10 protein-coding genes are annotated in these 13,375 nt (G+C 70.6%); 4 read left to right on the forward strand and 6 right to left on the reverse strand.

Translation table 11 applies throughout. The features are described from left to right. Window positions 1-62 precede the first annotated feature (62 nt). From Nocox_RS06425 to Nocox_RS06440, 4 genes are all read right to left on the reverse strand, one after another. Entirely contained in the window at window positions 63-1,676 is a 1,614-nt protein-coding gene (locus Nocox_RS06425; protein WP_343224366.1) for an NADH-quinone oxidoreductase subunit NuoF family protein, read from the reverse strand. A 31-nt stretch (window positions 1,677-1,707) separates the two neighbouring features. Then, complete coding sequence (locus Nocox_RS06430) at window positions 1,708-2,553, reverse strand: ferric reductase-like transmembrane domain-containing protein (RefSeq protein ID WP_157382851.1); 846 nt, start codon at window positions 2,551-2,553, stop codon at window positions 1,708-1,710. A 72-nt stretch (window positions 2,554-2,625) separates the two neighbouring features. Next, window positions 2,626-4,092, reverse strand: coding sequence for a DUF1996 domain-containing protein (locus Nocox_RS06435; protein ID WP_026213960.1), 1,467 nt, complete (start codon window positions 4,090-4,092; stop codon window positions 2,626-2,628). Further along, window positions 4,093-4,734: a DUF4142 domain-containing protein gene (locus tag Nocox_RS06440; RefSeq protein WP_020541420.1), complete on the reverse strand. Its 642-nt coding sequence runs from the start codon at window positions 4,732-4,734 to the stop codon at window positions 4,093-4,095. It abuts the gene before it with no gap. Between the two features lie 108 nt (window positions 4,735-4,842). Here Nocox_RS06440 and Nocox_RS06445 point away from each other — a divergent pair, with 108 nt between their 5' ends. The 3 genes from Nocox_RS06445 (at window position 4,843) to Nocox_RS06455 (ending at window position 10,704) form a co-directional block, all read left to right on the forward strand. Continuing rightward, window positions 4,843-5,397, forward strand: a complete 555-nt coding sequence (locus Nocox_RS06445; RefSeq protein WP_143082191.1) for a sigma-70 family RNA polymerase sigma factor — start codon at window positions 4,843-4,845, stop codon at window positions 5,395-5,397. Then, window positions 5,397-5,594: a zf-HC2 domain-containing protein gene (locus Nocox_RS06450; protein WP_020541422.1), complete on the forward strand. Its 198-nt coding sequence runs from the start codon at window positions 5,397-5,399 to the stop codon at window positions 5,592-5,594. Before Nocox_RS06445 ends, Nocox_RS06450 begins: the two co-directional genes overlap by 1 nt. Window positions 5,595-5,829: 235 nt before the next feature. Further along, window positions 5,830-10,704 (forward strand): NAD-glutamate dehydrogenase, encoded by a 4,875-nt coding sequence (locus Nocox_RS06455; protein WP_020541423.1) that lies wholly within the window; start codon window positions 5,830-5,832, stop codon window positions 10,702-10,704. Between the two features lie 62 nt (window positions 10,705-10,766). On the opposite strand, the gene Nocox_RS06460 is transcribed toward Nocox_RS06455, so the two are convergent. Further along, the gene (locus tag Nocox_RS06460) at window positions 10,767-11,786 is read right to left on the reverse strand and encodes a DUF8094 domain-containing protein (RefSeq protein ID WP_020541424.1); all 1,020 of its coding nucleotides are present in this window, start codon (window positions 11,784-11,786) and stop codon (window positions 10,767-10,769) included. 47 nt (window positions 11,787-11,833) lie between these two features. Between Nocox_RS06460 and prfB the strand changes: the two genes are divergently transcribed. Continuing rightward, a complete protein-coding gene (prfB, locus tag Nocox_RS06465; protein ID WP_020541425.1) occupies window positions 11,834-12,952 on the forward strand; it encodes a peptide chain release factor 2 in 1,119 nt (372 codons plus the stop codon). A gap of 54 nt (window positions 12,953-13,006) precedes the next feature. Here prfB and Nocox_RS06470 read toward each other — a convergent pair whose 3' ends face one another. Then, window positions 13,007-13,198 carry a hypothetical protein gene (locus tag Nocox_RS06470; RefSeq protein WP_020541426.1) on the reverse strand — a complete coding sequence of 64 codons (192 nt, stop codon included), beginning with the start codon at window positions 13,196-13,198 and terminating at the stop codon, window positions 13,007-13,009. Window positions 13,199-13,375 lie beyond the last annotated feature (177 nt).

Genomic DNA, 13,375 nt, shown 5'->3' on the forward strand with positions numbered 1-13,375 from the left:
CGCCATGCGCCGTGCGCCATGCGCCGTGCGCCGTGCGTCATGCGCCGTGCGTCATGCGTCCGTCAGCCGGCCGCGCCGCCTCCTGCGCCCGCCCGGGCCAGCCGGGGCACGCTCGCCGCCTTCATCACTCCGTCCTTGACCAGCCGGAGCGGGGACCCGGTCGACCTCGACGGGCCAGGCCCGTGCCCGTCCCCGGTCGTGCCGGCGAGGCGCAGGGCCAGCGCCGGGCACATGTCCACGGCCCGCCGCGCCTCCTTGGCCATCCACGCCGGCACGTTGCGGAACGACGGGAAGCCGTAGTCGTCCAGCTCGACGAACTCCGGCAGCAGGTGCGCGCACAGCCCGTGGCCCTGACAGCGCGACCAGTCCACCTCCAGGCGGTACTCCAGCTCGGCCGCGCGCTCGGGCATCGGCATGACGCCGCGCACCGGCCGCCCGCACGAGCCGTGCTCCAGGTGGAGCGCGATCTCCGCCTCGAAGGCGTCCAGCGCCGACAGCACGAACTTGGCCGTGCCGTCGGGGTGGAAGCACGCGCCCCGCCGCTCGACCAGCCGCACGGCCCGGCGTACCGCGTCCACCGAGCCGGACCCCTCGACCAGCGCGTTCATCAGCTTGGCGATGTCCGGCAGGCCGAGCCGGCAGGGGCCGCACTGCCCGGCCGACTCTCCGGCCAGGTAGGACGCGACCCGGGCCGCCTCGCCCAGGGCGCACGTGGACTCGCCCAGCGGCACGATGATGCCCGCCCCGAGCGTGGCGCCGGCGGCCTTCATGCCCTCGCGCGAGATCACGGCCGTCTCGACCGCGTCGGCCGACAGCCACGCGCCGTGGTAGCCGCCGATCAGCACCCCGTCGCCGATGTCGGCCTCGCACATGGCGAGCACGTCGGCCAGCAGGGCGCCGGTCGGGGTCTCGATGACGGCCCCCTCGGCGGCGCCGCCGCTCACGGTGAGCAGGATCGTGCCCGGCTCCTTGGCGGTGCCGACGGCGGCGTACTTCTGGGGGCCGCACTCGGCCAGCAGCGCGAGCTGCGCGTACGTCTCGGTGTTGGACAGCAGCGTCGGCAGCCCGTCCACGCCGCTCGTCGCGGCCCGCTTCTTGCGGCCCGGCGGGATGCCCTCCTCGCCGTTGACGGCCTTGACCAGCGCGCCGCCCTCGCCCGAGATGAAGCGCTCCTTGATGCCGACCACCCGGATCGGCACCCGGCTCTCGGCCCCGCCTGAGACGTTGGCCGCCCGGCGCTCGGCCACCGCGGCGGCGACGGACGCCTCGGCCACCTCGCCCCCGGCCGTCGCGACCACCACCTCCCTCGCCCCCAGGGCCTCGGCGGCCAGCACCGCGCCGTCGAGGACGAGATGCGGGTTGCGGGTCAGCAGCATGGCGTCCTTCGAACTGGCCGGCTCGCCCTCGGCGCCGTTGACGAGCACGACGCTCTCGCCGTTCGAGCCGGCCGCGTCGGCCACGGCCCGCAGCTTGCGCGCGAACGGGAAGGCCGCGCCGCCGCGTCCGCGCATGTCCACCTCGTTGGCGTACGAGATGAGCTCGCCCAGTTCGCGCGGCTCCACGAGGCCGTGGAGGGTGCGGTGGGCGGGCAGGTCCAGTCGACGGCAGTGGTCCAGCCCGGCGGTCAGCCGGGCCGGACCCATGCGCAACACCCTGGGCACTCTGGCCGGGATCACGGTCGCTCCTTCGTGATGACAGTCGAGTTGCTCAACCGGCCTCCCGATATCTGCGGCGAGCCTCCGCGAGGCTCACCGGCGCGTTCCTCGCCGCCGCGGCGGCGGCTGCGTTGCCTGCTGCCGCGTTGGCCGCCACGACCCGCCGCGGCCGCTCGGCGGGCACGCCCACGGCCGCCGGAGCGGTCACCGCGGGTCCTTCGACGCGCTCCGCCACCTGGGGCGGGCGGCGGAGGGAGGCCAGCACGCGCACGATCAGCGCCCCGCCGACCGCCGCCAGGCTGGCCACGTACGACCAGGCCACCCAGCCGGCCGCCGGGCGGCCGGCCGTGAGTCCGTGCATGATCGCGATGGGCCAGGCCAGGTACGCGGCGGAGTGCATGACCCGCCACATCCACGGCCTGTTCCGCGTCGCGAAGCGCCCCCGGATCATGCCGGTGACCACGGCCAGGACCATCAGGTCGAGCGCCACCGTCCCGAGGGCCACGTAGATCCCCGCCACCGGCACGAACGCCGCCCCCAGCGGGATGTGGCCGAGGCTGATCATGAGGGAGACGTGCGTGATCAGGTAGGCCAGCCCGATGAGGGCGGTGGCCCGGTGCGCGAGCTGCGCCCGGACCCGGTTCGCCGGCGAGAGGAAGACGCGCTCGGTGGTGATGATGCCGAGCGCGACCGTCGCGGTCAGCAGCACCAGGGCGAACACGCCCGCGTAGAACTCGAGGAAGCCGACCCCGCGGCCGAGCAGTTCGATGCCACGCTCCGTCCTGGTCAGCGCGAACGCCGACAGCAGGAGCGCCATGACCATGGCGCTGGCTCCCAGCCGGACGCTTCGGGTGTCCAGCTGGGTCGCGTGGTGCCGGGGGTGTCGTCTGTGGAGCATCTGTTTCCCTCCAAGGTCGGGTGAGGGTGCGACTCGGAAGGCGGATGACCCTTCGCGGGCGCGGTTCTCAGGTCAGCAACGGCGGCCCCGGTTGATGCAGGAGACGACGGTCTGCATCAGCCGGTCGGGCATGACGTTGGCGAAGTCTGCGTGGTCCGTGACCGGGTTGTGCTTCTGCTCGGGGAAGGCGTCCAGCGCGTACGAGGGACCCTGCGGAACCGAGTAGGCGAGTGTCATGCGGAGCTGCGGGATGGCTCGCGTGCCCTGCGGACAGGCACCGCTCTGGTCGGGGAAGACCACGTGCGTGCGATGGTTGGCGCTGTCGGTGTTCTGTCCGTCCCAGCAGCTCGGGAAGTCCAGAATACGAAGGACGAGGCTGCCGCGCGGGCAAAGCGGATATTTGTCGGTAGTTATGCGATTTTGGAATCCCGTGCAGGACCAGGCGGCCTTCGCGTTGGCCGGGCCGTTGGTCGCGGCCTTGGCGTCACCGGTGATGATCCGCAGGAACCTCGGCATGGCGACCACCCGGGAGCCGGCGTTGCCGCGGAACTGGAGCTGCACCGCGCGGGCGGTCAGCTGCTGGCCCACGTTGCCGTCCGGGTCGTTGGTGTTCGCGTCGACCTTGCGGTTGCGCAGCACCGGCCAGAAATAGGTGGACCTGTCGCCCAGCCGGCAGGTCGTGCCCGCCGCGGCCAGGCTCTCGTCGGTGGAGAAGGCGTCCGTCGACAGGTTGCCCACGTAGTCGTGCAGGTGGTGCGCCCCGTTGCTCACGCCGGGGGCCACGATGAAGTTGTCGGGGTTGTTGTGCCTGTTCTCGTTCCTGCCGCACTGGGAGACGAAGGTGCCGCGGGAGCCGTTGCGGTTGAAGCGCACGTTCACGCGCTGCGGCGCGACCTGGCGGATGTCGACGAAGTCCTCGGGGAACGGGCCCAGGTCGGCGCAGGCGGCCTCGTCGGGGTCGTTCGTGGCCGTGCCGGTGGGGGAGGCGGTCGGCGAGGCGTTGCCGCCGCCGGGGTTGTTCCGGGTGGGGACCGGCGTGGCGGTCCTGGTGGGGTTGTTGCGGCGGCGGGAGAAGGTCGAGGCGGTCTGCTCGTCCTCGGGGGCGGCCTCGGGGGCGTCCTCGGGGGACGCGGCCGGGTCGAGCAGCCTGGCGCCACCCTGGGGGGCCTGCTGGTCGCCGTCCTGCTGCTGGTCCTGACCCTGCTGCTGGTCGCCGTTCGGTTGCTGGTCGCCCTGTTGCCGGCCGTCGTTCTGCGGGTCGTTCTGCTGCTGGTCGTTCTGGCCCTGGTCCTGGTTCTGGTTCTGGCCCTGATCCTGGTCCTGGTTCTGGTTCTGGTCCTGCTGGTCGTCCTGGCCCTGTTGGTCGCCGTTGCGCTGCTGCCGGTTGTTGTTCTGCTGCTGACCCTGCGAGGGCTGCTCGGCCGGGTCGCAGTGGTCGGCGCGTGCGGGGGCGACGCCGATGACGGCCGCGGACACCAGCCCGCTAGCCACCACGGCCAAGGCGGACATGGCCGCGGCCATGCGTCTGGAACTCGTCATTTAGTGTCTCCTCGTGTCGACCGCCAGAGCGACGGGTGGTGCAGGTGAGGGCGTCGCGGGCTCCGGGAGTTGCTGGAAGTCGACCAGGCCCGTGGACTCCAGGAGGGCCATGTGGCGCATCACGAAGTTGATGCCTTCCTGGGCGAACTTCCTGATCTCGGTGTTGCGGGTGCCGGACCGTACGCCGGCCACGACGGTGAAGACCTTGCCGTGCGCGGCACGCAACAGGTTCGCGTAGTCCTTGTCGAAGGCGGGGCCGCTCTCCGCCGCGAGCTGGGCGAGCCAGCGTTGCTGGTCGGCGTTGGGCTCGTCGGGGATGACCACGCCGAGCTTCTTGGCGGCCTGGACGGTCAGGGCGTCCAGCTTCTTGTGATCCTCCATGATCAGCCGGCCCACCTCCTTGACCCGCTGCGACTCGGCCCGGGTCTGGGCCATGTCGCCCGCGGGCATCTCCCACAGACCGGCCTGCCGGACCTTGACCAGCAGGTCGCGGTCCGCGGCGGTGAGCGGTCCCGCGGACGTCTGCGTGAACTGGGCGGCCGCCGGATCGATCGACGGGGGCATGACCAGCACGATCGTCACGGCGGCGGCCAGGACGAAGCCACCGAGCATGAACAGCTCGCCTCGCAAAAGCCTGTGCATGGTCGGAGGTACGCGGCGGCAGCGGGTGAGGTTCAGCTATGGCCGGGAATAGTTAGAAATGACTGGAGTTATCGGAGTGGCTACCGGACCGATAACAAAGGTGTAAAGATGTGCCCCGTGCTAGGTCACCTCGACGGCAGGTTCGAGAGTGCTGATGCCGAGGCGGAGCACCGCATCGCGGTGCTTTACCAGGAGTTCGGCGGCCCTCTGCTGCGCCACGTGCGCAAAAGTACTGGTAACGACCTCCAATGGGCCGAAGACGTCGTGCAGGAGACGCTCGTCCGAGCCTGGCGTAACTCGGCAAGACTGCAATGGGAACCAAGCCTCTTATGGGCGTGGCTACTGACGGTAGCCCGCAGGATTGTCATCGACGGACGTCGACGCAAGAGCGTACGGCCTCACGAGGTCGAGCCGCCCGAAGTCGACATGATGGCGGTGCCGGACGGCTCTGAGCGAGCACTGTCGGCGATCGTCGTCGCCGACGCGCTCCGCAGTCTGTCCGACGAACACCGCGAAGTCATTGAGCAGACCTACCTCCGAGACCGTACGATAAGTGAGGCGGCGGAGATTCTGGGGATCCCGCCGGGCACGGTGAAGTCCCGGCTCTACTACGGCATCCGGGCTCTCCGCGAGCTGCTGCGGGACAAGGGGGTAGCCGGCTGATGCATGACGGGGTGGCCGCCTACGTCCTCGGCGTCCTCGATGAGGAGGAGCACGAGGCGTTCGAGCGCCACCTCGACGCGTGCGAGCAGTGCCGGCGCGAGCTGGTCGAGCTCGTCGAGTTGCCTGAGCAGCTCGACGAGCTGAAGAACACCCCCTCGGCTTCCGACGACGACCCCCCTGTGTCCATGTCGCGTTGACGTCCATCCCCTTTTCGGGTGGTATCGGTAACGGCAAGGCGTTCAGGGGGAGGTGTTCGGTGGGCATCAACGGCGATGCGCCCCTTCCCCGGCGTCCCTGGCCCCCCAGTGGCACTCTCCTGGCTGGGCCTGCCGCGCGTCCGCACGCGCCCGCACTACTACTTCCCGCTGTTACGGGAACAAGAGCCTGGCCGTGAACGGCCCGGCCAACCCTCACAAAGGAGTGAGACCTGACATGCCCCTCGACGAGGCCAAGGACGAGCTGCTCCAGCGAGCGGCCGAGCACTGCGTGGCGAGCAGCGAACACGTGATCACCGAGGAGGCGCTGTCCTTCCTGCGGCTCTACTACCGTCACGTGGCCCCCGAGGACCTGCTGGACCGCAACCCCGTCGACGTCTACGGCCCCGCGATGTCGCAGCGCCGGCTCGCCGAGCAGCGTCCCCAGGGCCGGGCCGTGATCCGCGCCTTCACCCCCACCATCGAGGAGAACGGGTGGGACCCGGGCCACTCGGTGGTCGAGGTGGTCACCGACGACATGCCGTTCCTGGTCGACTCGGTGACGATGGAGCTGGACCGGCACGACTTCGGCATCCACCTCCTGGTCCACCCGCAGATGCGGGTGCGCAGGGACATGACGGGCCGCATGCTGGGCCGCGGTCAGGAGGACGTCACCGGCCAGATGCTGGTCGAGTCCTGGATCCACATCGAGATCGACCGGCAGGCCGACCCGGCGGCGCTGAAGGCGCTGGAGAACGACCTGCAGCGGGTGCTCACCGACGTGCGCCACGCCGTCGAGGACTTCAGGAAGATGCGGGCGCTCGCCGTCCAGGTCGCCGAGGACCTCAGCATGAGCCCGCCGCCGCTGGAGCCGGCCGAGGTCGAGGACAGCATCGACCTGCTGCGCTGGTTCGCCGACGGGCACTTCACCTTCCTCGGCTACCGCGAGTACCGGCTGGAGGACACCGATCGGGGCGAGGCGCTGCGGGCCCTGCCGGGCGCGGCGCTCGGCATCCTGCGCGACGACCGCATCGGCTCCGAGAGCTTCTCCGTGCTGCCGCCCGAGGTGCGGGCCAAGGCGCGCGAGAAGCAGCTCATGATCATCACCAAGGCCAACTCGCGGGCCACCGTCCACCGGGCGACCTACCTCGACTACATCGGGGTCAAGATGTTCTCGCCCGACGGCGAGGTCATCGGCGAGCGGCGCTTCCTCGGGCTGTTCACCCACGTGGCCTACAACGAGTCCATCTCCCGCATCCCCGTGCTGCGCCGCAAGCTGGCCGACGTGCTGGAGCGGGCCGGGCTCGCCCCCGACAGCCACGACGGCAAGGACCTCATCGAGATCCTGGAGTCGTTCCCGCGTGACGAGCTGTTCCAGACCTCGCTGGAGCAGTTGCTGCCGATCGCGCTCGGCGTGCTGCGGCTGCGCGAGCGCAAGCAGGTCAAGCTGTTCCTGCGCCGCGACGACTACGGCCGCTACATCTCCTGCCTGATCTACCTGCCGCGCGACCGCTACACCACCAAGGTCCGGCTGAAGATGCAGGAGGTGCTGCTCAAGGCGCTGGGCGGCCGGTCGCTGGACTACAGCGCGATGATCGGCGAGTCGTCGCTGGCCCGCCTGCACGTCGTGATCCGGGGCGAGCGGGGCAAGCAGCTCCCGCCGCCGCGCGTGGACGTGGAGGAGCTGGAGGCCCGCCTGGCCGCCATCACCCGCTCCTGGGAGGACGACCTCGCCGTCGCGCTGGCCGAGATGACCTCCGAGGAGGAGGCGCCGGCGCTCACCCGCCGCTACGCCGCCGCGTTCCCCGAGGGCTACAAGGCCGACTTCCCGCCCAAGGTGGCCGTGGCCGACCTGCGCCGCCTGGAGGAGCTGGTCGCGGGCGGCGGCGGCGACGAGGTCGGGATCAACCTCTACGAGCCGTACGACGCGGCCGAGGGGGAGCGGCGGCTCAAGATCTACAAGGTCGGCTCGCCCATCTCGCTGTCCCAGGCGCTGCCCCTCATCCAGCGGCTCGGCGTCGAGGTCGTGGACGAGCGGCCCTACGAGGTCGACCGGGACAACGACCCGGCCACCAAGAACGCCTGGATCTACGACTTCGGCCTGCGCTACACGCCGTCCGCCGAGGTGGACAGGAAGGACTTCAAGCGCCTGTTCCAGGACGGCCTGCGGGCCCTGTGGACCGGGCGGGTGCAGGCCGACGACTTCAACGCGCTGATCCTGCGGGGCGGGCTGACCTGGGAGCAGGTCGAGGTGCTGCGGGTGTACGCCAAATACCTGCGGCAGGCGGGCAGCACGTTCTCGCAGCCGTACATGGAGAAGGTGCTCACCGGCAACGTGCGGCTGGCGCGGCTGCTGGTCAACCTGTTCGAGGCGCGGCTCGACCCGCGGCGGGACGAGGACGTGCGGTGCGACCTCGTGGACGCGCTGAACGAGGAGATCCTGGGCGCGCTGGACGAGGTGGCCTCGCTGGACGAGGACCGCATCCTGCGGGCGTACCTGGAGATGATTCAGGCGACCTTGCGCACCAATTACTTCCAGACGGTGGATGGGCGCCGTAAAACGTACATATCTCTCAAATTCGACCCGCAGGCCATCAGCGTGCTGCCGTTGCCGCGGCCGAAGTTCGAGATATTCGTCTACTCGCCGCGCGTCGAAGGCGTGCACCTCCGGTTCGGGAAGGTGGCGCGCGGCGGTCTGCGGTGGTCGGACCGGATGGAGGATTTCCGGACGGAGATCCTGGGCCTGGTCAAGGCGCAAATGGTGAAAAACACCGTTATTGTCCCGACTGGGTCTAAAGGTGGATTTGTCGTCAAGCGTCCTCCGGTGGGCGGCACCCGCGAGGAGGTGATGGCCGAAGGCATCGCCTGCTACCGCACGTTCATCTCCGGCCTGCTGGACATCACCGACAACCTCGTGGACGGAAAGGTCGTGCCGCCGCGCGACGTGGTCCGGCACGACGGCGACGACACCTACCTCGTCGTCGCGGCCGACAAGGGCACCGCCACCTTCTCCGACATCGCCAACGCGGTGGCCAAGGAGTACGGCTTCTGGCTCGGCGACGCCTTCGCCTCCGGCGGCTCCATCGGCTACGACCACAAGGCCATGGGCATCACCGCGCGCGGCGCCTGGGAGTCGGTCAAGTACCACTTCCGCACCACGGGCGTGGACACCCAGACCACCGACTTCACCGTGGTCGGCATCGGCGACATGTCGGGCGACGTGTTCGGCAACGGCATGCTGCTGTCCCAGCACATCCGCCTCGTCGCCGCCTTCGACCACCGGCACGTCTTCGTCGACCCCGACCCCGACGCCGCCCGCTCCTTCGCCGAGCGGCGGCGCCTGTTCGAGCTGCCGCGCAGCTCCTGGGAGGACTACGACCCCGGGCTGATCTCCGCGGGCGGCGGCGTCTTCTCCCGCACCGCCAAGTCCGTCCAGATCACACCGCAGATGCGCGAGGCGCTCGGCATCCCGGCCGGCGTCAGCTCGATGGCGCCCAACGACCTGATCAGCGCCATCCTCAAGGCCCCGGTCGACCTGCTGTGGAACGGCGGCATCGGCACCTACGTCAAGGCGTCCTCCGAGTCGCACGCCGACGTCGGCGACAAGGCCAACGACGCGCTCCGCGTGGACGCCGCCGACCTGCGCTGCAAGGTCATCGGCGAGGGCGGCAACCTGGGCCTGACCCAGCTCGCCCGGATCGAGTTCGCGCGCAAGGGCGGGCTGGTCAACACCGACTTCATCGACAACTCGGCCGGGGTCGACACCTCCGACCACGAGGTGAACATCAAGATCCTGCTCGACCAGGTCGTCCGCGACGGCGAGCTGACCGACAAGCAGCGCAACCAGGTCTTCACCTCGATGACCGACGAGGTCGCCCAGCTCGTGCTGCGCGACAACTACGCCCAGAACGTGGTCCTCGACGTCGCCCGCGCCCAGGCCGTCGAGATGCTGCACATCCACTCCCGCTACCTGCGGCGGCTGGAGCGCGAGGGGCTGGTCAACCGGGAGCTGGAGTTCCTGCCCTCGGACAAGACGCTGGCCGAGCGCCGCCAGGCCAGGCTCGGGCTCACCTCGCCCGAGTTCTCCGTGCTGCTCGCGTACACCAAGCTGGTGCTCGACGCCGAGGTGCTGAACTCCGACCTGCCCGACGAGCCCTACCTGGAGTCGTGGCTGGTCTCGTACTTCCCTTCGGCCCTGCGGGAGCGGTTCCGGACGTACATGGACGCGCACCCGCTGCGCCGCGAGATCATCACCACCTGCGTGGTGAACGATCTGGTCAACTCCATGGGCACCACGTTCATGCACCGCTTCGGCGAGGAGACCGGCGCCTCCGCGCCCGACATCGTGCGGGCGTGGCTGGTCACGCGCGAGCTGTTCGACCTGCCGAGCTTCTACCGGGCGGTCGAGGCGCTCGACAACCAGGTGGACACCGCCACCCAGATCGCCATGCTGCTGGAGGCGCGCAAGCTGATCGAGCGCGGCACCCGCTGGCTGCTGGCCAACCGCCGGCCGCCGCTCGACCTCGCCGGGTCGGCCGGTTTCTTCGTCAAGGGCGTCAACGGGCTGCTCGCCCACATCCCCAAGCTGCTCACCGGCCCCGACCTGGCCGCCTACGAGGAGCGCAGGGACGCCTTCCTCGCTCGCGGCGTGCCCCAGGAGCTGGCCGAGCGGGTGGCCGGGATGGTGCCCGCGTACTCCACGCTCGACCTGGTCGAGATCGCCTCGATCGGCGAGCGGCCGGTCAGCGAGGTGGCCGAGGTCTACTTCGACCTGGCCGACCGGCTCCAGCTCGCCCGCCTGCGGGAGCGCGTGATCGCGCTGCCCAGGGACAACCGCTGGAACTCCATGGCCCGTACGGCGCTGCGCGACGACCTGTACGCCGCGCACGCCTCCCTCACCCGGGACGTGCTGGCCCACAGCGAGCCGGGACTCGCGCCCGAGGAGCGGCTGGCCCTCTGGACGGAGGCCAACTCGGCGGCCGTCGCGCGGGCCAGGCAGACGCTGTCGGAGATCTGGGAGAGCGACAACTTCGACCTGGCCACGCTGTCGGTCGCGCTGCGGGCCGTCCGCACCCTGGTGGCCGCCACCAGCCTCCCGCACGCGGAGGCGTAGTCACCGGCGCCCCGGGCGCTGGTCACCGGCATCCCGGGCGCGGCGGCGCCGCGCCCGGGGGCTCACGTGCCGGTGGCGCGCGTGAGGCCCCCGTCGTGGGCGATCACGGCCGCCGCCCCCGCCTTGGCGATGGGCGGGACGGCGGTGGCGAACTGGTGGGTCTCGACCAGCCGCAGCGTGCGGCGCAGCACCGTCGAGTCGATCGCCCAGCGGGCCGCGTCGGGCACGGGGATGTAGTCGTCCTCGGCCGTCTTGGTGGTCGTGGTCGTCGTGCGCGACAGCGAGTACTGGATCAGCGCCCCTCCGTCGGAGGTGCGCAGCGCGTAGACGGGGAAGCTGTCGGCGCTGAAGATCGAGTCGTAGCTGAAGCCGTCGGCCTTCGCCTTCTCCCGCAGCGAGGCGATCTGCTCGGCCACCTCGGTGGTGTAGGGGCCGGCCGCCACCAGCCCCGCCGTCACGCCCGACGAGCCGGTCTCGGCCACGCTGGCGTGCACCGGCTGCATGTACTGAGGACTGATGGTGACGCTCTTGTCGTCGGGAGCCAGCGCTGTCGCGTAGCCCTCGGCGTCCTCGGCGACCTCCGGCAGCTTCTGCCCCGGCAGGAGCTCGGCCACCGAGCTCAGCCGCCACCGGTCGGACCTGGCGAAGGTCAGCAGCGTCGGCCGGCCGTCGCGCGTCGCGAGCGCGGTGAACCAGGGCGCCTGCTCGGCCGGGCCGAACTTCGGCACGAAGAGCGCGGGCGTGCCCCATCGGTAGCGGGGCGGCGCATAACCGGTGGACAGGTAGGCGGCCAGGCTCAGCGGGGTCTGCCCGCCGGTCGTGAGATCGACCGCCATGCGCAGGCGGCCGTCGAGGTCGCTCTTGACGCGCAGCGTGTCGTCGGTGGCGGTGATCTCGGTGAACACCTCGGCCGCCTCCGCCTTGGTGATCGCGACCAGGCTCGGCGAGGGCGTCGGCGTGGCCGACACGGCGGCGGCGGACCTGGTGGGAGAGGGCGGCGCGGCATCGCCTGAGCAGGCGGTCGCCCCGGCCAGGACGCCGGCGGCGAGCGCCAGGAGCCACCGCCGTCCGGATGCACGCACCTCGCCATGTTATTCGGGCCCGCGACGGTCGCGTACCCTTGGGAGACGTGGCAGGCATCGATCCGGCAGAAGAGATCAACGAGCTCGCGGGCACGCTCCGCAGCATCCAGGACGTGCTCGACCTCGACGCGATGCGCAAGCAGATCGAGGAGCTGGAGCAGCAGGTCGCCGCGCCCGACCTCTGGGACGACCCCGAGCAGGCCCAGAAGGTGACGAGCAAGCTCTCCCACCTCCAGGGCGAGCTCAACCGGGTCGACGGCGTGGCCCGCCGGCTCGACGACCTCGGCGTCCTCTACGAGCTCGCGGCCGAGGAGGGCGACGCAGACACGCGCGCCGAGGCCGACAAGGAGCTGGAGTCGCTGAGGTCCGACATCGGCGCGCTGGAGGTCCGCACCCTGCTGTCGGGCGAATACGACGCCCGAGAGGCCCTGGTCAGCATCAACGCGCAGGCCGGCGGCGTCGACGCGGCCGACTGGGCCGAGATGCTCCTGCGGATGTACCTCCGGTGGGCCGAGCGCAAGGGCTACGCCACAGAGGTCTACGACACCTCCTACGCCGAGGAGGCCGGCATCAAGTCGGCCACCTTCACGATCAAGGCCCCCTACGCCTACGGCACGCTGCGCGGCGAGCACGGCACCCACCGCCTGGTCCGCATCAGCCCGTTCGACAACCAGGGGCGGCGGCAGACCTCGTTCGCCGGGGTCGACATCGTCCCCGTCGTGGAGCAGACCGACCACATCGACATCAACGAGGACGAGATCCGCGTCGACGTCTACCGTTCCAGCGGCCCCGGCGGCCAGGGCGTCAACACCACCGACTCGGCGGTGCGCATCACCCACCTGCCGACCAACATCGTCGTCTCCTGCCAGAACGAGCGCTCCCAGCTCCAGAACCGCGCCACCGCCATGGCGGTCCTCCAGGCCAAGCTGCTGGAGCGCAAGCGGCAGGAGGAGGCCGAGAAGATGTCGGAGCTGCGCGGGGCCACGACCACGTCGTGGGGCACGCAGATCCGCAACTACGTGCTGCACCCCTACCAGATCGTCAAGGACCTGCGCACGGGCACCGAGGCGGGCAACCCGTCGGCGGTGCTCGACGGCGACCTCGACGAGTTCATCGAGTCGGAGATCCGGTGGATGCGGCGCCAGGAGTCGGGCGCGGCGGAGTGAGGCCCGGCCGCCCGGGGTGAGCGGGCGGGCTGAGCAGGCGGGCTGAGGGCCCGCCTACAGGCCGCTCAGGTGCTCGACCGCGAGCGTCGCGACGAGCACGACGATCAGCAGCAGGGCGATCAGGGCGGGCGACAGCCCGGCGAAGCCGTGCTGGTGCATCCGCTCGCGGTTGGCGCGGCAGAGCGGGCAGCGGCCCTCGATGACGGGGTGGGCGCACTGCGCGCATACGAGGTGTTCGCAACTCATGTCAGCCCCAAGTCTAGCCGCACAATCGTTTTGTTTCCGTTATGGACGTTCCATGCCAGTCTTCCCCCTAGACTGTCGTCTGGCCAATCGGAACGTCGATCATTGGTAAAGCGACGGCCGCCGAGTGGCCGGTGGCGGGAAGTGGGCATGTGCCACCCTCGCTTCCGTCCTGACCCC

The organism is Nonomuraea coxensis DSM 45129, from assembly GCF_019397265.1.
GTDB lineage: Bacteria > Actinomycetota > Actinomycetes > Streptosporangiales > Streptosporangiaceae > Nonomuraea > Nonomuraea coxensis.